The organism is Pseudooceanicola antarcticus (assembly GCF_900215355.1).
Lineage (GTDB): Bacteria > Pseudomonadota > Alphaproteobacteria > Rhodobacterales > Rhodobacteraceae > Pseudooceanicola > Pseudooceanicola antarcticus.
In genome coordinates, this window is sequence record NZ_OBEA01000010.1 from 107,433 (window position 1) to 126,729 (window position 19,297).

Here is a 19,297-nt window from a genome sequence, read left to right on the forward strand (position 1 = left end):
CACTCCCTAGAAGGCGTCGGGCGTATCGTACACGCCGAAATCTTGCACGATGCCGGTTTTCTGAATGTAGGTATCTTCTCCGTTCCAGGCGACGGGAGGTGCGCCAAGGCAATCTGTGCCCGCGCCATAACCGCAGAGACTGTCCGTGTCCGAGAACGATCTTTGCAGGACTTCGAAGAAAGCGTCATCCAGGATGAAGCCTTCAAGGTTGATCCAGGCCCCTTGAAATTCGATCTCTACCCACGAATGGAGAATTTCCTCTGGAGCAAGCGGATACACCAACTCTGGGACAACACCGCGCTGCAAGCCTTTGTGGATCGTAAACCCATGCAACCGGCAACGAACGCCAACACCACGCAGCAGCGCCATTAAGAGCGTGCCTTTCGTATTGCACTGCCCGTAGCCGTCGGAAAGTACCTCGGATGCGGGGATGTCGTCAGCTCGATTGTATCCGAACGAGATTTCATTTCGAACGAAATCATAGGCAGCTCCGATCCGATCGTATTCGGATAAGTCGCGCCAGCTGCGGCTCTCTATTAGATGCGCAAGAGGCGCGGCATCAAAATCCAGTAGTTTGGTGGGTGCAAGTAGGGGGTTGGTTATCTGCAACGGAGTCGCTCCTCGAATCGTCTTGGAACAGACTAGTCTCTATAGTTACTGCAGCTTCAACCCCTTCTTTTAGAAACGATCTCTCGCAACTACTTGTCCGTGTGAACTGCTTTGTGGTGTTCACCGTGTGCGTCGCGTAGGATATTGACGCCGCCCCAGGCCGCGATCCCGGCGATAATCACACCGACGACTAGGTCGGGCCAGTTCGTTCCCAGCCAGGCAACGAGGCCACCTGCGACCACGATTCCGAGGTTTGCCGCAAAGTCGTTCCAGCTGAAAGTATTGGCCGCGCGGATGTTGACGTCCGGATCTTTGAGCCGAGCGAGCAACCAGACACAAACTGAGTTGATGGCCGCCGCGCTCAGCGCCATGACGATCATAACGGTGCCAAGGGGATCCGACCCACCGACATAGCGGCGCCAAGCATCATAAAGGATCCCGATGGCGAACACGATCAGCAAGCAGCCCGAGACATTCGCCGCACCACGTTTCCATTTCGCAGACCGCGACAATGCAAACAGACTGATTGCGTAGACCAAGCTGTCTGAAAGGTTGTCGAGCCCGTTTGCGATCAGGGCACTGGAATCCCCGAAGGCCCCGGTCGCAAAAAAGGCCATGGCAAGACCCACGTTTAGACCGAGAACAATCCAAAGGGTGCGTCTTTCGCTTGCTCCTTTTCCTGCAGTCATACTTCCCATTCCGCTTGGTCGACTATGATCCTTCAACCTCTCGGGCAGATCAGAGTTCCGGATTGATTAATAATGGTCAGTTCCATTTACGACCGCCGGGAGCTGTCAGTCAGGCGTCTCAACCAAAGTAGAGTATAGCCCTTTTTATGGGGCGATGAGATCGCGATTTGAGACGGTTTCAAGTTCAAACCATAAAGTTCAATTGGTTCATGGCGCGGCCAGTATTATAGCTGCGCCGAGCAAGCAAACGGCTGTGCCAAGCGTATCCCACCTGTCCGGTCTGTGACCCTCTGCAAGCCACATCCACAGTATCGAAGCCGCAATGTAGACTCCGCCATAGGCGGCAAACGCGCGGCCCGCAGCAACCGTTTCGACTTGCGCCAGAAGCCACCCGAATACCACCAAGGCTACAATACCGGGTACGAGCCAGGCCGCGGATGCGCCGAGGCGCCACCAACTCCAGATCGCGAAACACCCGGCGATCTCGGCCAAGGCCGCAAGCGGATAGGCAAGCGCGGCAGGCATCTCAGGCACCGATCTCGTCGTGTTCGGTCAAACATTCGGAATGATCCCGCAACACCTCAAGCACCTTGCAATCGGCGGTACGTCCACCGCTGCATTCGTGAACCATGCGTTTCAGTTCGGTGCGCAGCGCCTTCAGACGGGCCATGCGCTGCTCCACCTGCTTTAGCTGGCGACGCGCAATCGCGTCGACTTCTTCGCAGGGCCGATTGGGCTGGTCGCTGAGGTCGAGCAGCTCGCGGATCGCATCAAGCGAGAAGCCGAGTTGTCGCGAATGGCGGATGAAGGACAGTCGGTCGAGCTGTGCATTGTCATAGCGCCTCTGTCCGCCTTCAGTCCGGCCAGGTTCGGGCATGAGCCCGATCTGCTCGTAGTACCGAATGGTCTGCACCTTTGTGCCGGTCTTCTTTGACAGAGTGCCGATCGTGAGCATCTTCGCCTCCATGAAAAGTTACAGTCTGTGTAGGTTTTGCCGCCTCAATAGACAAGTGCCGGATTCACAGACGCGTGAGTTTAAGCCACAACGTGATTTCGCGCTTGAACCTCTAGTAGCTAGAGGATGCAAACGCGACAATAATCAAGAATCAAAATCAGGCGCGCAGGTTTGTCCCTTACATCGGCACAGAAATTTCTTTGGGTTTTGGCAGGCGTCGCGTCGCTTGCCTTCGTATGGCTTTTGCTCTGGTCGGACTATCGCGCTGACCGCGCCCGAACCGACAACGATCCAGCGTTTGTCGCTGCATTCGAATTGACGGACCACCAAGGTGTGGTTCGCACGGAAGAAGACTTTTCGGGGCGTTGGATGTTGGTATTTTTCGGCTTCAGCAACTGCCCCGATGTCTGCCCGACGACACTGTCTGAGGTCGCGGCGGTGATGGACGGTCTGGGCGACAATGCCGCGAGGGTCCAGCCGATTTTCATAACCATCGACCCCGAACGGGACACGCCCATGGCACTCGCCGAATTCGTTCCGCTGTTCGATGCGAACATCATCGGGCTGACAGGTACGCCCGAACAGATCGCCGCTACATCCGAAACGTTTCCGATCTTCTTTGAACGCATCGAAGAGGCTACAGCTCCGGATGGCTACACAATGGGCCACACGTCACATCTGTTTCTATTCGATCCCGAGGCAGGCTTTGCAGACTCATGGCCCTATGGCACGTCCGCTGAAGAGATTCTCGCCGATCTGGAAGAGAGGATCTGACCGACATGAACCGCGTACCCGCAGAAACCGCCCTCGGGCTGGCATGGATCGTTGCCCTCGTCGCCTCGCTTGCTGTACTTTTCATCGGCGAAGTGATGGGGCAGACACCCTGCGTGCTGTGCTGGTTCCAGCGCGCCTTCATGTTCCCGCTCGCGATCATTCTCGGCCTCGGCCTTTGGTGGCGAGACGGCAGCGTCGGGCGCTATGGCATCGCTCTGGCGCTTGGTGGTGGCGTGGTCGCCCTGTGGCACATGGGCCTCTACGCGGGCCTGATCCCCGAACGCATCCAGCCCTGCACGGCCACCGGCCCCTCTTGCACCGATGATAACCAATTGGTCTTCGGCATTCCGATCCCGCTGATGGCGCTGGTCGCCTTCGCACTGATCGGGTTCCTGTCGGCACTTTCATTGAAGGAAACACAAACATGAATCGACGCGGCTTAATCCTGTCCGTTCTCGCCCTCGGCGTTGCCGGTTTCGGCGGAGCCACTTGGTACGCGACTCGCCCCGGCCCCGCGGCCGAAGCAAAAACCGTTGCGCCGGAACTCGCGGACGCGATGATCCGCTCTTACTCGCCCATCCTCGGACCTGCCGACGCGCCCGTCACGATTGTCGAATTCTTTGACCCGGCCTGCGAGGCTTGCCGCGCCTTCCATCCGATCGTGAAGGACATCATGGCACAGCATGGAGATGCCGTCCGCGTCGTTGTCCGCTACACCGCGTTTCATGGCGAGGCATCCGAGGAAGCGATCCGCGTGCTCGAGGCAGCACGCATGCAAGGCGTTTACGAGCCGGTGCTCGAAGCCGTTCTGCGGGATCAGCCGAGATGGGCGTCGCACGGCGCGCCTGAGCCCGGTCTGATCCTCCAGATCGCCGCCACTGCCGGACTCGATGCAGAGGCCGCGCGCACGCAAATGCTGGCACCGGATGTCGTTGCGATCCTGAATCAGGATCGTGCGGACGTCGAAACCGTGGGAGTTCGCCAGACTCCTACTTTCTTTGTAAACGGCAAGTCGCTCGATCCATTCGGGGAGGCAGAACTGCGTCGATTAGTGGCCGCGGAAGTTGCCGCCGTGCAAAGCTGAATGGAAAAGGCAGGACCAAAACGATGAAAAAGATTATTATGACGGGCACACTGGCCGCGCTCTTGACCTTTGGAGGGCTCTCAGTACCCGCACTAGCCGGACCCGTGGATGTCGTCGTCGAAAGCGCCTGGTCCCGCGCCTCCATAGGGATGAACCGCCCCGGGGCCGTCTACATGACGATCCGCAACACTGGCGACGAGCCGGTGACGCTGATTGGTCTTTCAACACCCCTCGCGATGATGCCCGAGATCCACGAGACGAAGACCAATGCCGAAGGTGTGAGTTCCATGAGCGCGGCAGGTGAGATCGCGATCGCCCCGGGCGAGAGCGTCGCGCTTGAGCCGGGCGGCCTCCACGCGATGTTGATGCGGCTACAACAACCCATGACGGAAGGGGAAACCTTTCCGCTGACCCTACTTTTTGTCGACGGGGGCGAGGTGACAGTCGAGGTGCCGATCCTTGGCATCGCCGCACGCGGACCGGAAGACTAATGCGACGAAGGACGATCGCAGGATACGGCGCGGCCGGTGCCGGTGCAATTGCCTTGACGCTCTTCGTCGGTTGGTGGCGGGTCGACGGACCCGGTGCGCCCGAACCTATTGAGCAGCGGCCTATGGCTCTGACCGAGATGGATTTCCGCCTGACTGACCATGAAGGCAACGAGGTCGGGCCGGAAACCCTGATCGGGCGACCGACGATGGCGTTCTTCGGTTTCACTTACTGCCCCGATGTCTGCCCGACCACGCTCTCGGACATTTCAGGTTGGCTCGACGATTTAGGAGACGAAGCCAAACAGCTGAACGTGGTTTTCATCACGGTCGATCCCGAGCGCGATACCGTCGAGGCGATGGCAGAATATGTCAGTTATTTCCACCCAGCGATCCGCGGCTGGACGGGACCGGAGGGGCAGATTGCGCGCATCGCGGACGGCTTCCGCGCTGCCTACGAGCGGGTGCCCACGGAAGGCGGCGACTACACGATGAACCACACGGCCAGCGTCTTCCTGTTCGGTGCCGCTGGACGGTTCGTCACCATGATTGACTATCATGAACCGAGGGAATTCGCGGTACCGAAGATCCGCCGCGCGTTGGAAGAAGAAACGGAGGGAGCGACATGAGGCTCAGAACTTTTGCGGCAGGTGTCGCGCTTGCGGGGACCGTTTCGGGGGCGGCTATCGCATTCTTCGATGTTCTGTCGAAAGAACCCGTGCCGCCAGAACTTGCCCAGGCAGGTAGCTGGATGCCCCAGCGTCCTGAAGCTCCCCGGAGCCTGGATATTCCGTTGTCGCTGCCAGCTACGGCGTGGGCGGAAGATACACCCCGCCTCGGCCCCTTGCCCCTGCTGCAGGCCGCTGTTGTTGACAGGCCGATGCAGGCGATCGAACCGCCCCTGTTGACTTGGTCTCGCGACATATCTTCTGGTGAAACGCTCGACTCCTTGCTTTCCGAAGCCGGTCTTGCGGGAGCCGACCGGGCGGAAGTCGCCCTTGCGCTTGGCGCGGAATACGATCTGCGACGGTTGCGGCCGGGGAATTCGGTCACTGTTGTTTCGACTATGGATGGCAGCCCCCGCACCGTCTCGCTCGCCGTCGAGGACGGGGTGCGGATCGAGGTGCTTTTTGGCGAGCAGGTGTCCACGCAGGTCGTGGCGCCGGATCCGGAGATCGTAACCCTTGCTGGGGAGGCCGTGATCGACACCTCGATCTTCGCGGCACTCGACAATGCCGGCATCCCCGCCCGATTTGCCGTGGACCTTGCGCAAATGCTGGGTGGAACCGTGGATTTCCGCCGTGAGATGGCTGGAGGCGAGACACTAAGGCTTCTCTGGCGCGAGACGCGCGTCGGCGATGACAAGATCGGACAGCCGGACCTCGCCTTCGCCGCACTGGAAATCGGCGATTCGCTTTACGAGATCGTTTGGCCGGACGACGGCAGCGGTCAGGCGACGATCTACGTCGATGGCGAGGTGCTTCGCGTCTTTGCACAGCCGGTCGAGGGCGCGCGCCTCAGCTCGGTGTTCGGGCGCCGCACACATCCGGTCTACGGAAACGTCCGGATGCACACCGGCGTCGATTTTGCCGCGGCAAGCGGGACGCCGGTACGGACGACGGCACCGGGCCGGGTCAGCTTCATCGGCTGGCGAGGCGGCTATGGACGCGTGGTCGAAATCTCCCACGGCTCCGAGACCATGACGCGCTACGCGCATCTCAGCGCCGTGCCGGAGGGCCTATCACAGGGCCAACGCGTGGCGGCGGGAGATGTGATCGGCCGCGTTGGCGCAACCGGCACAGCGACAGGTCCCAACCTGCACTACGAAGTCCTCGTAGATGGGCGTCCGACTGACCCTCTCTCTGACGACCGGCTCGCAGAAGCCGCAGAGAAAGAGGTGGATGATACCGCCGCGCTGTTGCGTCTGACCGAGGCGCGCGCGCTTCTGACTGAAAACCTTGACAGCGAAATTGCCCAGACGACAACCGAAAGGCTCTGACCCATGAAACGCATGACCCAAGCTCTGACCATCGCGCTCGCCCTGTTCCCGGCGGCCCAGGCCCTCGCAGAGGCAACAGCGATAGACGTCCGCAAGACCAACGGATGCGGCTGCTGCCTGTCCTGGATGAACCATCTCGAGGAAAACGGATTCGCGCCGACGGGCGAGAACATGTTTGGCGGGTCGCTGGTTCGTTTCAAGCTCGACAACGGCGTGCCGCAGCGCATGGTCTCCTGCCATACCGCGCTCATAGAGGGCTACGTGATTGAAGGCCATGTCCCGGCCGCTGATATCCGCCGCCTTCTTGAGGAACGCCCGGACGCCGTCGGCCTCGCCGTTCCGGGAATGCCCTATGGCTCGCCCGGCATGGGGCCGGAAGAAAACCGTGAAGCTTATGATGTCTTCCTCATCCGCGAGGACGGGTCGACCGAAGTCTTTTCAAGCTACGCCGAAGGATAATCTGGCCCGCTTATGGAAAACCTGTCTCCGATAATGCTCGGCTTTCTCGGAAGCCTTGCCGCCGGATCGCTCACGGCAGTCGGAGCAATTCCCGTGCTGTTCGGGCGCATCCCGTCGCGGGCGACGCGCGATCTGTCGCTCGGCTTCGCTGCCGGCGTCATGCTCTCAGCCTCGTTCTTTTCTCTGATCATCCCGGCATTGGATGCGGCGGAGCCGATGTTCGAAAACGGCGCGATGCCTGCGGCCATCGTTTGCGTCTCGATCCTTTTGGGCATGGGGGCCGTTGCATTGATGAATGAAAGGCTGCCGCACGAGCATTTCAGAACGGGACGCGAAGGGCCCGAAGCGGCGTCCTTACGGCGGGTCTGGCTGTTCATCATCGCGATCACGATCCACAACTTCCCCGAAGGCCTCGCGGTCGGAGTTGGCTTCGGTTCCGGAGGTATGGAGGGCGGTCTGCCACTCGCTATCGGCATCGGGCTTCAGAATGCGCCTGAAGGGCTGGCCGTCGCGGTATCCCTGTTGGGCGAAGGATATCCGAAGCTGCGCGCATGGGGCATCGCCGCGCTAACGGGCATGGTCGAGCCGATTGGCGGTTTGCTCGGGGCGGGCATCATCACACTGTCGGAACCGCTGCTGCCATGGGGCTTGGCCTTTGCCGCAGGCGCCATGCTCTATGTCATCAGCCACGAAATCATCCCCGAAACCCATCGCAGCGGCCATCAGAACAAGGCAACGCTCGGCTTGGCCGTCGGGCTCGTTTTGATGCTTTTTCTCGATGTTTGGTTGGGGTGACGCAATGCCAGTGCATAAACTATCTCCGGTGATCGGTATTTTTGCGGCGCTTACCGCTTTCGTAATCGATCAGATCACAAAAGCCATTGTTGTGGCGAATGCGGCCTCCTTAAGCACTGGAATCGCCGTGTTTCCAGGTTTTAACCTTGTCTTTTATCGCAATGATGGCGTCACTTTCGGACTACTTGGCGGCGCACCATGGTGGAGCCTCATAGCTCTCGCTCTTGCCATCTGCGGCTGGCTGGGGGTTATGCTGTTTCGCGCCGAAAATGCGGTTGAAACGCTCGCTTACGGAGCGATCATCGGTGGGGCCTTGGGCAATGTCTTTGATCGTGTGCGGTATCGGGCTGTAACGGACTTCCTGGATTTCTACATCAACTCAACGCATTGGCCTGCCTTCAACATGGCCGATGTGTTTGTCGTCAGTGGCGTGGGGCTCTTGCTCGCCGCACCCTGGATCAGTGCGCGGCGTCCGATCAAGTCGTGAAGCCGGTAATTCTGAACTGCTTCGCTCTGCGCAAACGTCTGCTCTCGCGGATGACGCTTGGTTTCGCCGCCGGGGCGCTGACCGTTCTAACCTTCCCGCCTTTCTCGATTCTCCTGCTTGTTCCCGTTGCCTATTCTGCGTTGTTTGTCGGTCTTCGCGACCTCTCCTTCGGGCGTGCTTTTCTCGTCGGCTGGGCGTTTGGTCTCGGCCAGTTCGGTTTCGGGATTTCGTGGATCGCGGAAAGTTTCTACGTCGAGGCCGAGCGTTTCGGGGCGCTGGCGATCCCGGCCGTCGCGGGATTGTCCGCAGGTCTCGCGATTTTCCCGGCCATTGCCGCCGTGCTCTTCGTCGAAATCGCGCGGCGCGGAGCCATGGGCAGTCTCCTGGCCTGCCTCCTGTTCGCGACCTCATGGACCGCGGCCGAGTGGTTGCGCGGTCACGTTCTGACAGGTTTTCCGTGGAACCTCGCCGGCTACGCTCTTGTTGATTACGCCGCCCTTCGCCAGCCCGCCGCCTGGGTGGGAAGTTATGGGCTAAGCTTTCTCACCGTGTTCGTAGCGGCACTCCCCGGCGCGGCTCTCATGGCGGTCGGGCGACAACGATTGATCATCTCGCTCATGCCGCTGGCCGGCATCGTAACGATGTGGGCCATCGGCACGCTTCGCCTCCAGTCGGATGCACCACAGCCACCGGATGTCGACCTGCGCATCGTTCAGGGCAACGTACCCCAAGAGGAGAAATGGGCGCCCGAGAACCGCGAGGCGACCTTCGCGCGCTATATCGAGCTTTCAACCCAGCCCGGCGATTTCGACGTTCTTCTCTGGCCGGAAACTGCCTTTCCCGGTTTCCTCGATGAGGATGCCCAGGCGCGATCCCGTATCGCGGCTGCGCTTCCGGACGGCAGCGTGCTGCTCACCGGAGTGCCGGACCGTGTACCGAGTGAGGATGGCACCCGATATTTCAACACCGTCCAGGCTTTTGACGATAACAGTGAGATCCTGACCGGATACGCGAAACACCATCTCGTGCCCTTTGGCGAATACACTCCATTCCGCGGCTGGTTGCCGATCGAGCGGCTGACAGCGGGGCTGGGCGATTTTACGCCTGGACCGGGCCTGCGAACGCTTGCGCTTCCGGGTGTGCCGCTGGTCGCCGTGGCGATCTGCTATGAGATCATCTTCCCAGGCCATGTGGTCGACGACCTGTTCCGACCCGACTGGATTTTTAACGCGACAAACGATGCCTGGTTTGGAACCAGCATCGGACCCGAGCAGCATCTGGCTTCCGCACGTATGCGCGCCGTAGAGGAAGGCCTTCCTGTCATCCGAGCCGCGAATACGGGCATCTCTGCCGTCATCGACGCGAACGGAGAGATCGTTGCGCGGCTCGATACCGGGGAAAGGGGCATAGTCGACGCTGATCTTCCCTCTGCGCGGCCGCCTACGCCATATGCGCTTTTTGGGGACTGGATGTTGCTGGCGCTCATCTTGGCTTCGTGGAGCTGGGCTCTGGCGGCCAATGCGACGGCTAACTACCGCCGCATGAGAAAGACCGTCATGCATAGATGTGGATAGGCGTTCCGTCCTTCACCATTGCATAGATGTCCTCGATCTGCCGATCTGTGACCGCGATGCAGCCAGCTGTCCAGTCGCGGATGTCCGTCGGGTCGATGCCGGGGCGTGGACCACCATGGATGAAGATGTCGCCGCCGGGGGAAAGGCCCTGCGCTTCGGCAAAGGCGATGTCGGCCTCATTCGGATAAGAGATGCCAACTGAAAGATGATACGTACTTTCAGGGTTGCGCTTATCGACTATGTAGGTGCCCTCCGGGGTCCGACCGTCTCCCTCGAATTGCTTGTGACCCTGAGGAGCGAAGCCCAGCCCGATCGGATAGGTTTGCAGCACGCGATCGGATCCGTCGAGAACAAGCAAACGCTGTCCCTTGTAGAGCCGAAGTCGCGTCACTTCGGGTCCGTCATAGCTGCGGAACTTGCCGGCACAGCCCGACAAAAAGGCCGCTAAGCCACCCAACAGGACGGCGCGGCGGGGAAATCGGATGGTTTTCACTGCTCGATGCCTCTTTCGTGAGGTCTGATATGGAAATAATGTTACCTTGCAAATGCCGCGTGATCAATGTCCGTGGGCAAGCGCGGCCTTTGCGATCTGTGGCCCAACCTGCTCGCCACCGGACGGCGGTGCCTTGGCCTCTTGGCTGTTGAGCAGGCGCAGGGCGTTCGCCACCACCAGCAATGACACACCCACGTCGGCTGCAATAGCGCCCCACATCGATGCCATTCCGAACGCGGTAGCGACAACGAAAACTCCCTTGGTCGCCAAGGAAATACCGATGTTCTGATGGATAATCGACATTGTCCGGCGCGAATGACCGATCAGCCAAGGCACCTTGCCGAGGTCGTCGGTCATAAGGGCAATGTCCGCCGTCTCGATTGCCGCGTCAGAACCAACCGCACCCATCGCGATGGCATAATGCGCGCGCGCCATTGCGGGTGCATCGTTCACCCCGTCGCCGATCATGGCAACCATGTCGTGAGTTTTGACCAGGTCTTCGATGGCTGTCACCTTGTCTTCGGGCAGAAGCTCAGCGCGCACCTCGTCGATACCGACCTCGGCGGCAACGGCGCGCGCTGTTCGCTCGTTGTCACCGGTCAGCATGACGATGGTCTTCACGCCCTGCGCGTGAAGTTGCGCCACGATGCCCTTGGCATCAGGGCGGATGCGATCGCGCAGTTCAAGAATGCCCGTCACACCGGATTCATCGCCGACAGCGACAAGGGTGCTGCCGGCGCCTTCGATCCGCTCCCGCAGATCCTTCGGAATGGCGTCGCCGAAACCCTTCTCCTCGGCAAACCGGTCCGACCCCAGCCAGATCGACCGTCCGTCAGTGCGTCCTTCAAGTCCCCTGCCGGGAATGGTGCGGGTATCCTCTGCGGCGGACACCTTGACGCCGTCGGCCTCCGCCCGCGCGAGAATGGCACGCGCCAAAGGGTGCGACGAACGTGCCTCCAGTCCTGCGGCGAGGGTCATCAGATCTTGCGCTGAAGCCCCGCCCAGCGGGTGCACCGCCGCCACTTCCGGCTGGCCCATGGTGATTGTGCCGGTCTTGTCCATGGCCAGCGCCGTCGTCCTGCCCGGCGCCTCTACATAGGCACCGCCCTTGATGAGGACGCCCGCCCGCGCCGAAGCGGTGAGCGCTGCGACGATGGAGACAGGGGTCGAGATGACCAGAGCACATGGGCAAGCGATCACCAGCAGCACGAGGGCATTGTAGAACCAGTAATCCCAGGCTCCGCCGAAGATAAGCGGCGGCAGTAGCGCAATTGCGACGGCGAGAGCCATGACGATAGGCGTGTAGATGCGGGCGAACTTTGCCACCCACTGTTCCACGGGCGCGCGGCGGGCATGAGCGTCGCCGACCATGCGGATGATCTTGGCCAAGACGGTATCCGAGGCGGCCTTCGTGGCGCGCACCGTTAGTGTACCTTCGCCGTTGATCGTGCCCGCATAGACCTCGTCTCCGGTCTCTTTGGGTATCAAAGCACTTTCGCCGGTGATCGGCGCCTGGTCGACCGCGCCCGCGCCACCCGTCACCAGGCCGTCGAGCGGGATACGGTCGCCACCGCGTACAATAAAGCTTGAGCCTACGGCGACTTGCGCCGCCGGCATGTCGGTCTCGCTTCCGTCATCGCGGATCACGCGCGCGGTGGGTGGCGCAAGATCCAGGAGCGCCGACACCGCATTCCGCGCGCGCCCAACGCTCCAGCTTTCGAGAAAGAGGGACAGCGAAAAGAAAAAAGCCACTGTCGCTGCCTCGAAGAATTCACCGAGCCCGATGGCTCCGGCGACTGCGACAACCATCAGCAGGTTCATGTCGGGCGACAGCCGACGTGCGGACGACCATGCCTTCGGTGCCACAAGCCAAACGCCGAATAGGATAGCAACTGCAAAAAGCCCTGCCTCGGCCAGCGGCATCGGCGCTTCGCCGTGCCCCGCGAAGAGGCCGAGCGCCCCGCCCATACCTGTCTCGACGATGTGCCAGAGAAAACCCGCCGCCCAGAAGCCGCCGCTGAGAGCCGTAAACAGCCGCTGTCGTGCAAGATGGGCCGCTTGGTCGACCGACGCGTTCTCGGCATTCCACGGCTTCGCGGTCATGCCGGTGCTCGCGACAAGTTCCGCAACTTCGTCGTCCGATACACTCTTTGCGCTGTCGAGAATGGTCATCCTCCCGTTGATCACATCGAACGCGAGATGCTCGGCCCCGCCGATCTGCGGGCCGATTACCTTATTCAAGATCGCGACCTCCTCGGCGCAATCGAGGCCGGACACCTGAAAACTGCGCCCGCCGGTTGGGGCGGGCGTCGTCGGTGCGATGTCGCCGCACGTTCCGGCGCTACCACAGCAACTGCCGCCGCTTGCCTGGGCATCTTCGGCGTGATCGTGATCGTGGCGGTGGGTGTCGGACGGCATGAACGGACCTCTGGATTCGGGTGCTTTGTCATGACATAGCCCCTACAGTAGCTAGAGCTTCAAGAGAAAAGTTCGGTGGTATTTCCGTTTGTTTTCTTGCTAGACGGTCCGACGACAGCCTCAATCACGGCGTGAGGCATAAAGAGCCGATACTAAGAAAAACAGAAAGGAAAGGAAACTCGATGCAGGTTTTGATGCTGAAGCAAAAAATGATGGTTGCGGTGGCGCTTTTGCTCACGACAGGATGCGCCATCCAGCCGACAGGGCCGAACGACACGGCAGACCAGACGGGCAACGTTCCCGAAGCTGTGGTTGCGATGGCTGCTCCGGATCAGGATGTTGCAACCGCGCGCCTCGTGCCGGAAGACGGCTGCTATTGGTACGAACATAGCGGGCCGGTCGAAACGACGCTGCTGCCGTTGCGCACGGCGAACGGTAATCCGATCTGCGTGGCACGCGAAGCTTGAGGACGCGCCACACGTTGGATCAACGCGCCTCAGACCTACGCACCACACTCAACTTCGCGCGGTGACACTGTCCTCCGCCGAGTACAAATGTGCCGTCGATTCGATCTCAACGTTGGGATAAAGTTCGTTAATGTGAGCCATGACCATCCGCACGCAACCCGAACTGGCTCGACCGCCGATACTTCTCGGATAGGGCGTGCCGTGTATTCGAAGATAAGTGTCGCGGTCTCCGACGTACAGATAGATGGCTCGTGATCCCAAAGCGTTTTCGGGGCCGGGTTCCATCCCGTCGGCCCATCGTGCGTTTTCCGGATCCCGCTCGATCATGTTCTGGGTCGGTGTCCAATGCGGCCACCTCACCTTGCGTTTGATCGTGTAGACCCCAGGCTCATATAGGTTGCCCCGGGCAATGGCCACACCGTAGCGCATTGCGGTCCCGCTCTCCTCGATATGATAGAGATACCGCGCGACCGCATCGACATGGATGTCTCCTGGCACGAGTCCGGGTTTCGCGACCACGCGCTGGGGCAAAAAGCGCGGGTGTAGGCCCCAAGGGTTTGACGTGGCCGGATCGAATCCGGGCGGCGTGACTTGCGCGTCCCATTCAGCCTTCTGTGCCTCGGCGGGCCAGGTATCGGCCAACAGGGGGCTGGAAACAGACGCGGAGAATAGCGCCGTTGTTGTTTGAATGAAGTGTCGTCTTGTCAGCATGTCTTACCCTTTCGGTTCCCACCAGAATCTATGGCAAGAACGGTATCTGTTCACTTTGATTAGATAGGACTTCTAGTGGCTAGAGGTTCAAGGACATATTTTCGTGAAAACACACGATCCTTGTGATCCGCAATTTACCATCCGCTACTACGAAAAGATCGGCGCGCCGCCCAGCCTGACCCGGCCTGTTCCCGAGACCACGGTTGCTGCAGAGTCAGATCCTGTCGAAGCTGGCTATGGAGGAAGGCCATATCGCCCGCTTCGCCTGAGCAGCGAACGGCAGTGTGGTGAACTTTGACTTGCACGGTGACGGGGGCAGGCAAAGCAGCAACGACAAACAGGGCCGCGCAGTGTCCAAAATACCGGGCGTCTTGCTCGCCGCCTTCACCAGTCATCATAGATGGTGAAGGCACAACCGCACGGAAGCGCCGGCCACAGCGGCCTTGCGCACTGGCGAGGAGTATCTCCAAATTCGAGCACCTTGTGTCGCTTTGCCTTTAAATCTGAGACATGGCGCTTTGAGCGTCGAGTTTTGTCCTTAACTGTGAGATTCGGCTGTCTTTGGTCCTGTGCTTCTGGCGCGCTGTTGCGCAACATGATCAACTGCGGCAAGCAGACGTGGCTCTCTCTCGAAGGCGCGCAACAGAGCAATTCTTACATAGTCGTCGGCACCGGCGCTGGATATGGCCGCTTTTATCAGCGGACGAGACTGGGCCGCAGCGATCGCCGCAAGGCAGAACAGCCTCACTTCCGGTCTGGGGCTCTGAAGAGCGAATAACGGATCCCCGCGGACGGCCTTGAGCGACATGCCAAAGGTGACCGCGCGCATCGCACGTCGAAGTAGGTTGGGGCGGTTTGACGTCGCTGCGTGCTCAAGCAGCCCTGCCCCGCAGCGCGCACGGTCTATCAGTTTTTCAGGCAACTTTTCGTCACCGGGCTTTGCGAGGCTCCGAACAAGTAGGGTCCCGCAAAATTGGCAATCAAATGCCCAGGATCGCCGCCAATGCCTGAGCGAGAGGCCGCGTCGGGAACACTCGGGGCAAGACTGGAAAGGAACTTGCGCTGTGAGCATCATCTCCATTTTCGTCATTGCCCTAAAAGTCATTGACTGCACGGTGTCGGGATCGACACGCGCAGCGATAGATATCTTTTCCGCATCGGCCGCCTCAACGTCGAAGTCCAGGGCGGCGCCATGTCGTGTATCGATCTCGATATGGGCCAGCAGTTCCGCGTCATTACAGTAGTTGGCCGCAGCCAGCCGAGACAACCAACCTGACAACAACTCGTCTGGCAGCGGCGCGACAGTCTTTGGCAGCGGGCGCGGCTTCACACCCGGGACTTCTCGAGCCGCCGCCCAGCGGACGCGTGACGCGACCAAACCGGCGTCCATTTTGCGATTGCGTCATCGGTGATGCATTCATCACCAGTGACAATGGCGTCGATGGAAAGATCCTTGATCAGGGCGAAGATGCGCGAGGTCACCCCACCGGTCAGTGCAAGCATCTGCTTGAGCGACTTGACCTTCAGATTGGATTTCTTCTCGAGGGGCATTGCCGCGATGAGTGTTTGAATCATGTCCGAGAACTCGGCATCGTCGCGCCAGTTTGGCAGGTGATGTTCGTCCAGCCGCCTGGCAAGCTGGAGATCACCACGGATGGCATCGACGGCCTCGCTGACCCCGAGGCATACCAGCGACACTTCGAGTTCATTGCTGAGATACCGCAGAACATTGAGAAAGCGGCGCTGTTCGCGGTGGGTCCCGGCCAAAAGATTGTGGACCTCGTCGATCATGATCATCCGCAGGCCAAGGTCGCGCAAGAGTGCGATGACACGGACTTCGAGGGAAGCCACATTTTGAGCGCGGGCGCTCAGTGCCGTCGCCGGGGCGCCGACGGCGGCCAAGATGTGCAGATAGAACCGCCGTTCGTCGGGTGCGGGCGGCGCTTGCAACAGCAGAAGCGGTGTGCGCGTGATGCCTGACGGCGGATCGTATTCTGGTGCGTACTTGCGCGACAGGTTTCGGGCGATCATCGTCTTTCCGATCCCGGACGCGCCATGCACAAGAAGGCCAGGCATACGGGTTTGCCTTGGCGCCTCGATCATACCCTGCAAACGGTCCAGCACTTGTTCGGCCCGCGGAAAGCCGATCCAAATGTCCGATTGAATGAGGGCGATCCGACCGTCTTCCTCAGTTGTCCCTGCCGTCAATTCACCATCTCTCTACCTTGAACAATGGGCGCGATGTATCACCCGTATCGATCGCGCGCAGCCCTTCGGTTGTCGCGACAGCCGAGTTGGCGCCCTCCAATGTCCCTTTTCTTTCACGGGATCGGCGTTCGGCCTTCGTGAGGCCCCGGCTTTCAGCTTCGATCTGGCGTTGCTGTCGGATCAGCTCAGCCAGGACCAGCTCATTGGACCCGGACTTGCCAAGTGCACGGGCCTTCCTCATGGCTTCGCGATATTCCCAGAGCGGCACGGGCGGAATTTCCAGGTTTCTGTAACGCGCCTCAACATATCGGCCATCGTCCAATTCGACCCAGATCATTGAGATATCGCGAGGGTCGTAGCGAACGACCACCTTCCCATCGCTGCGCCCAATGTGGCCTGCAAGAGCATCCGACCAGTACCGTATCTGAAACAGATGGATGCCGTCACGCCTGACCTTGCGCAATTCGCTCGGCAAGAAGCTCACCCGAAAGGCTTCCATCTCGAAGGGGATGTCGCCCATCATTTGCTCTGAGAGCGCCTCCCATTTGGCGACGGGCGTACAGCCAAGACTTGAATGAATGCTGTTGTTGTAGCGGCAGATTTCCAGGGCAAACCAGCGATCGAAGTCGCCTAAAGTCATCGTGGCCATGCCTTCGGCATCGTAGTCGCCCTTGGCCACGACCGAGGATTGCGTTGTTCCAGGCAACAGGTGCACGGCCCCCATCATCGTGCCGATCAATCGTTCGATGTGCCCTCCGAAATGAGGACTGCCTGGCGGCCGATAGACCAGATCGATCCCCCATTCCGCACATGCCGACCGAAAGGCATGCGACCGGAAATCGCGCCCGTTATCGACGTGGATGCTATGCGGTTTACCCTGCGCGGGCCAAGGAACATTGCACACCAATTCCGCCAGAAGTTCCGCCTTGGGGGCCACAGCCTGTGTCAGGCAAAGCGCCACTGACAGACGCGAAGGGGCCTCCAGAGAGGTGTAGTATCCAGTTACCATCCGCGTTGCGATGTCGATCGCCAGCGTGACCCAAGGCCGCCCAATTGGTTGGCGTTCAAAGCTGTCGACAAGAATGATGTCCGCCGGCGTATGATCAATTTGGACGATCTCCAGTGGCACACTGGCCTTGACCTCACCTGTGACCGGCGCAAATTTCTGGCGGGCCACCTTTGCGCCCTCTCGTGCTTTCGCAACTTCGCGGGCATCCATCGCATCCAGACGACGCTGAACCGTCCGCCGTGTCGGCGGCTGCAAGCCTTGTTGCCAGCACGCGCTGCGGATTTCTGTCACGACGCGCGACAGGCTCGAACGCTCCCGGCGCAAGAAATAACGGCGAAGATGTTCTTCGATCACCGCTTCAACTTTGCCGGATATCAAAGTTGTTCCAGTCGGGCGGCCCCGTTTCCGCGGCACCAGAGCGCTCGTGCGCCCACCCTCTTCGGCCAGCCGCTTTAACCAACGCCATACCGTAGCCCTGCTGACACCGAGTTCCCAAACGGCATCATTGATGCCACTTTCCAGACCGCCAGTACCTTTCAGATATGCCTGAACAAGCGGACGCAGCACTGCAGCCCTGCGCGCCTCTTCTGCACCAACGGCAACTGAGTCTTCGCCATCATTTTCCATCGATATCTGCCGCACAAGCCTGTGAACCCTGTCTCAGGTTTAAGGGCAAAAATATCGGAATTAAAGGCAAAATCTCATATTTAAGGGCAAAACACAGTCGTTGAATTCATTGAATTTCTCATCTCACAATTAAGGGCTACGCGACAGCAGGTCGGCGGCTTGCGCCATCAGGTCAAGCCAACCGCCCGCGCGATCCGCAAAGGGCTCGGCTTCATCCGCCATGTTTTCGGGGTCACGGCGATCGAGGAAAGCGGACAGGTCCACCCCTGGGCCGGGACCGCCTGTCAGACGCCGCACTGCCCATCCGACACGCGCGAGCGCTGCGGTGTCGTCCTGCACGCCGGACAAGCGCATGGATATCCAGAGCGCCAGCCGATCCGGGCCAATTCGGTCGCCTGCAAACCAGCTGAGGTCTGCCGCCTCCATCAGCGCGAGCCTGTGCCGCCAGCCCTCCGGACCACGGTGCAGACGGTCATCCAGTGCGCCAATCCGGCCAGCCACACGGGCGAGATGGGCGGCATTGCCTGCCTCTGCCTTCCGCCAATCGTCGAGGACTGCGGTTTCACGCAGCTCTGCCCTCGGTCCGGGCGGCAGATATTCCGGCTCCACTTCCATCGGACCGGGCAGGAACCACAGGTCGTCCTCAGACGCCTCTTCGAGCCCCTCCGCATCCACTAGAGGGTCGTCAAAAATATCATACTGCGTGGAAACTTGAGGCTTCATATGTGCAAAATACGGCACTTTTGCATTTTACCCAAGTGTTTTGTCAGAGTGCGCCTGCATACCTTATATAGCACGCGCGCTCGGTGGTCTGCGAGATTTCTCTGATCGCGCTCAGCGTATGGAATCCAAGGGGTTTTTGATGAGCAGCACCACAGAGAGAGCGGTTGCATTCGTTTACAAACGGTCGTTTAGTAGCAATACCTCAAATTGCAAACGGCCCAGTTTCATGCCCCTGATTGGCTATGCGCGCGTCTCCACCGAGGATCAGACCCCCCTGCCCCAGTCTGAGGCACTGCAGTCTGCGGGATGCGCCGAGATCTTTGAAGAGCACGCCTCGGGCGGCAATCGCGCGCGGCCCGTGCTTGCACGTGTGCTGGAGCGGATTGGCAAGGGCGACACGCTGGTCGTCGTGCGGATCGACCGGCTTGCGCGGTCTTTGTCGCACCTACTTGAGGTGATCGAAAGACTGGAGGGCAAGGGGGCGTTCTTCCGCTCGCTCCAGGACCCGATCGACACTGCCTCGCCCCAGGGCAAGTTCACGTTGCAGGTTCTGGGCGCTGCGGCTGAGTTCGAACGCGCTCTGATCCGCGAGCGTACCAAAGCCGGACTTGCCTCGGCACGCTCAAAGGGCCGCGTCGGCGGCAACCCAGGTCTTCGCGCCAAGGACCCTGAAGCGCTGCGCAAGGTGCGGCTGGCGCGACAGGACGGCTACATGGAGCGCTTGAACG

The 19,297-nt window shown here is 60.2% G+C and carries 22 protein-coding genes and 2 pseudogenes; 13 read left to right on the forward strand and 11 right to left on the reverse strand.

Annotated elements, in window-relative coordinates:
• Window positions 1-9: 9 nt before the first annotated feature.
• The 4 genes and pseudogenes from CRO50_RS19335 to CRO50_RS19350 form a co-directional block, all read right to left on the reverse strand.
• Window positions 10-603 (reverse strand): annotated as a pseudogene (locus tag CRO50_RS19335) (transglutaminase-like domain-containing protein); the annotation flags it as partial.
• Between the two features lie 95 nt (window positions 604-698).
• Window positions 699-1,298, reverse strand: a complete 600-nt coding sequence (locus tag CRO50_RS19340) for a cation efflux transmembrane domain-containing protein (protein ID WP_027238636.1) — start codon at window positions 1,296-1,298, stop codon at window positions 699-701.
• A gap of 207 nt (window positions 1,299-1,505) precedes the next feature.
• Entirely contained in the window at window positions 1,506-1,823 is a 318-nt protein-coding gene (locus CRO50_RS19345; protein WP_027238635.1) for a YnfA family protein, read from the reverse strand.
• A gap of 1 nt (window position 1,824) precedes the next feature.
• Window positions 1,825-2,253: a MerR family transcriptional regulator gene (locus CRO50_RS19350; protein ID WP_027238634.1), complete on the reverse strand. Its 429-nt coding sequence runs from the start codon at window positions 2,251-2,253 to the stop codon at window positions 1,825-1,827.
• 171 nt (window positions 2,254-2,424) lie between these two features.
• Between CRO50_RS19350 and CRO50_RS19355 the strand changes: the two genes are divergently transcribed.
• Genes CRO50_RS19355 through lnt form a run of 10 tightly spaced genes read left to right on the forward strand, consistent with a single transcriptional unit; the run spans window position 2,425 to window position 9,913 of the window.
• Entirely contained in the window at window positions 2,425-3,027 is a 603-nt protein-coding gene (locus CRO50_RS19355; RefSeq protein WP_232617642.1) for an SCO family protein, read from the forward strand.
• A gap of 5 nt (window positions 3,028-3,032) precedes the next feature.
• On the forward strand, window positions 3,033-3,455 hold the full coding sequence (locus CRO50_RS19360) for a disulfide bond formation protein B (RefSeq protein ID WP_009807981.1): 423 nt from the start codon (window positions 3,033-3,035) through the stop codon (window positions 3,453-3,455).
• Window positions 3,452-4,111 (forward strand): DsbA family protein, encoded by a 660-nt coding sequence (locus tag CRO50_RS19365; RefSeq protein WP_027238632.1) that lies wholly within the window; start codon window positions 3,452-3,454, stop codon window positions 4,109-4,111. The genes CRO50_RS19360 and CRO50_RS19365 overlap by 4 nt, the downstream gene beginning before the upstream one ends.
• A gap of 23 nt (window positions 4,112-4,134) precedes the next feature.
• On the forward strand, window positions 4,135-4,602 hold the full coding sequence (locus tag CRO50_RS19370) for a copper chaperone PCu(A)C (RefSeq protein WP_027238631.1): 468 nt from the start codon (window positions 4,135-4,137) through the stop codon (window positions 4,600-4,602).
• On the forward strand, window positions 4,602-5,228 hold the full coding sequence (locus CRO50_RS19375) for an SCO family protein (RefSeq protein ID WP_009807978.1): 627 nt from the start codon (window positions 4,602-4,604) through the stop codon (window positions 5,226-5,228). Before CRO50_RS19370 ends, CRO50_RS19375 begins: the two co-directional genes overlap by 1 nt.
• Window positions 5,225-6,598: a M23 family metallopeptidase gene (locus tag CRO50_RS19380; protein ID WP_040182544.1), complete on the forward strand. Its 1,374-nt coding sequence runs from the start codon at window positions 5,225-5,227 to the stop codon at window positions 6,596-6,598. Before CRO50_RS19375 ends, CRO50_RS19380 begins: the two co-directional genes overlap by 4 nt.
• 3 nt (window positions 6,599-6,601) lie before the next feature.
• Entirely contained in the window at window positions 6,602-7,057 is a 456-nt protein-coding gene (locus tag CRO50_RS19385) for a DUF411 domain-containing protein (protein WP_009807976.1), read from the forward strand.
• 12 nt (window positions 7,058-7,069) lie between these two features.
• Window positions 7,070-7,852 (forward strand): ZIP family metal transporter, encoded by a 783-nt coding sequence (locus tag CRO50_RS19390; protein ID WP_027238629.1) that lies wholly within the window; start codon window positions 7,070-7,072, stop codon window positions 7,850-7,852.
• 28 nt (window positions 7,853-7,880) lie between these two features.
• Entirely contained in the window at window positions 7,881-8,339 is a 459-nt protein-coding gene (gene lspA / locus CRO50_RS19395) for a signal peptidase II (protein ID WP_027238628.1), read from the forward strand.
• Between the two features lie 50 nt (window positions 8,340-8,389).
• The gene (gene lnt / locus CRO50_RS19400; RefSeq protein ID WP_197540520.1) at window positions 8,390-9,913 is read left to right on the forward strand and encodes an apolipoprotein N-acyltransferase; all 1,524 of its coding nucleotides are present in this window, start codon (window positions 8,390-8,392) and stop codon (window positions 9,911-9,913) included.
• On the opposite strand, the gene CRO50_RS19405 is transcribed toward lnt, so the two are convergent.
• Together CRO50_RS19405 and CRO50_RS19410 are read right to left on the reverse strand one after the other, a co-directional pair.
• Complete coding sequence (locus tag CRO50_RS19405) at window positions 9,894-10,406, reverse strand: L,D-transpeptidase family protein (RefSeq protein WP_036783996.1); 513 nt, start codon at window positions 10,404-10,406, stop codon at window positions 9,894-9,896. The genes lnt and CRO50_RS19405 overlap by 20 nt on opposite strands.
• Before the next feature lie 63 nt (window positions 10,407-10,469).
• Window positions 10,470-12,824 carry a heavy metal translocating P-type ATPase gene (locus CRO50_RS19410; RefSeq protein ID WP_076534275.1) on the reverse strand — a complete coding sequence of 785 codons (2,355 nt, stop codon included), beginning with the start codon at window positions 12,822-12,824 and terminating at the stop codon, window positions 10,470-10,472.
• Between the two features lie 182 nt (window positions 12,825-13,006).
• Here CRO50_RS19410 and CRO50_RS19415 point away from each other — a divergent pair, with 182 nt between their 5' ends.
• Window positions 13,007-13,291: a hypothetical protein gene (locus CRO50_RS19415; RefSeq protein ID WP_040182668.1), complete on the forward strand. Its 285-nt coding sequence runs from the start codon at window positions 13,007-13,009 to the stop codon at window positions 13,289-13,291.
• A gap of 48 nt (window positions 13,292-13,339) precedes the next feature.
• Here CRO50_RS19415 and CRO50_RS19420 read toward each other — a convergent pair whose 3' ends face one another.
• Entirely contained in the window at window positions 13,340-14,002 is a 663-nt protein-coding gene (locus CRO50_RS19420; RefSeq protein WP_027238623.1) for a L,D-transpeptidase, read from the reverse strand.
• Window positions 14,003-14,105: 103 nt separating this feature from the next.
• Between CRO50_RS19420 and CRO50_RS20030 the strand changes: the two genes are divergently transcribed.
• Window positions 14,106-14,300, forward strand: coding sequence for a hypothetical protein (locus CRO50_RS20030; protein WP_123618725.1), 195 nt, complete (start codon window positions 14,106-14,108; stop codon window positions 14,298-14,300).
• Between the two features lie 240 nt (window positions 14,301-14,540).
• Here CRO50_RS20030 and CRO50_RS19425 read toward each other — a convergent pair whose 3' ends face one another.
• From CRO50_RS19425 to CRO50_RS19440, 4 genes and pseudogenes are all read right to left on the reverse strand, one after another.
• A complete protein-coding gene (locus CRO50_RS19425) occupies window positions 14,541-15,332 on the reverse strand; it encodes a TniQ family protein (protein ID WP_093037357.1) in 792 nt (263 codons plus the stop codon).
• Window positions 15,329-16,210, reverse strand: coding sequence for a TniB family NTP-binding protein (locus CRO50_RS19430; RefSeq protein ID WP_093037101.1), 882 nt, complete (start codon window positions 16,208-16,210; stop codon window positions 15,329-15,331). The genes CRO50_RS19425 and CRO50_RS19430 overlap by 4 nt, the downstream gene beginning before the upstream one ends.
• 1 nt (window position 16,211) lies before the next feature.
• Window positions 16,212-17,846, reverse strand: coding sequence for a Mu transposase C-terminal domain-containing protein (locus CRO50_RS19435; protein ID WP_139274568.1), 1,635 nt, complete (start codon window positions 17,844-17,846; stop codon window positions 16,212-16,214).
• A 147-nt stretch (window positions 17,847-17,993) separates the two neighbouring features.
• Window positions 17,994-18,569, reverse strand: a pseudogene (locus CRO50_RS19440) (hypothetical protein); the annotation flags it as partial.
• A gap of 226 nt (window positions 18,570-18,795) precedes the next feature.
• Between CRO50_RS19440 and CRO50_RS19445 the strand changes: the two are divergent.
• The coding region (locus tag CRO50_RS19445) for a recombinase family protein (protein ID WP_143516975.1) at window positions 18,796-19,297 on the forward strand (502 nt) is incomplete at its 3' end.

Coding starts and splice junctions, on each gene's coding strand:
- CRO50_RS19420 (WP_027238623.1), bottom strand. CDS start 14,002: ATGCTGACAAGACGACACTTCATTCAAACAACAACGGCGCTATTCTCC.
- CRO50_RS19370 (WP_027238631.1), top strand. CDS start 4,135: ATGAAAAAGATTATTATGACGGGCACACTGGCCGCGCTCTTGACCTTT.
- CRO50_RS19340 (WP_027238636.1), bottom strand. CDS start 1,298: ATGACTGCAGGAAAAGGAGCAAGCGAAAGACGCACCCTTTGGATTGTT.
- CRO50_RS19410 (WP_076534275.1), bottom strand. CDS start 12,824: ATGCCGTCCGACACCCACCGCCACGATCACGATCACGCCGAAGATGCC.
- CRO50_RS19350 (WP_027238634.1), bottom strand. CDS start 2,253: ATGCTCACGATCGGCACTCTGTCAAAGAAGACCGGCACAAAGGTGCAG.
- CRO50_RS19360 (WP_009807981.1), top strand. CDS start 3,033: ATGAACCGCGTACCCGCAGAAACCGCCCTCGGGCTGGCATGGATCGTT.
- CRO50_RS19415 (WP_040182668.1), top strand. CDS start 13,007: ATGCAGGTTTTGATGCTGAAGCAAAAAATGATGGTTGCGGTGGCGCTT.
- CRO50_RS19365 (WP_027238632.1), top strand. CDS start 3,452: ATGAATCGACGCGGCTTAATCCTGTCCGTTCTCGCCCTCGGCGTTGCC.
- CRO50_RS19385 (WP_009807976.1), top strand. CDS start 6,602: ATGAAACGCATGACCCAAGCTCTGACCATCGCGCTCGCCCTGTTCCCG.
- CRO50_RS19380 (WP_040182544.1), top strand. CDS start 5,225: ATGAGGCTCAGAACTTTTGCGGCAGGTGTCGCGCTTGCGGGGACCGTT.
- CRO50_RS19435 (WP_139274568.1), bottom strand. CDS start 17,846: ATGGAAAATGATGGCGAAGACTCAGTTGCCGTTGGTGCAGAAGAGGCG.
- lnt (WP_197540520.1), top strand. CDS start 8,390: ATGACGCTTGGTTTCGCCGCCGGGGCGCTGACCGTTCTAACCTTCCCG.
- CRO50_RS19345 (WP_027238635.1), bottom strand. CDS start 1,823: ATGCCTGCCGCGCTTGCCTATCCGCTTGCGGCCTTGGCCGAGATCGCC.
- CRO50_RS19390 (WP_027238629.1), top strand. CDS start 7,070: ATGGAAAACCTGTCTCCGATAATGCTCGGCTTTCTCGGAAGCCTTGCC.
- CRO50_RS19375 (WP_009807978.1), top strand. CDS start 4,602: ATGCGACGAAGGACGATCGCAGGATACGGCGCGGCCGGTGCCGGTGCA.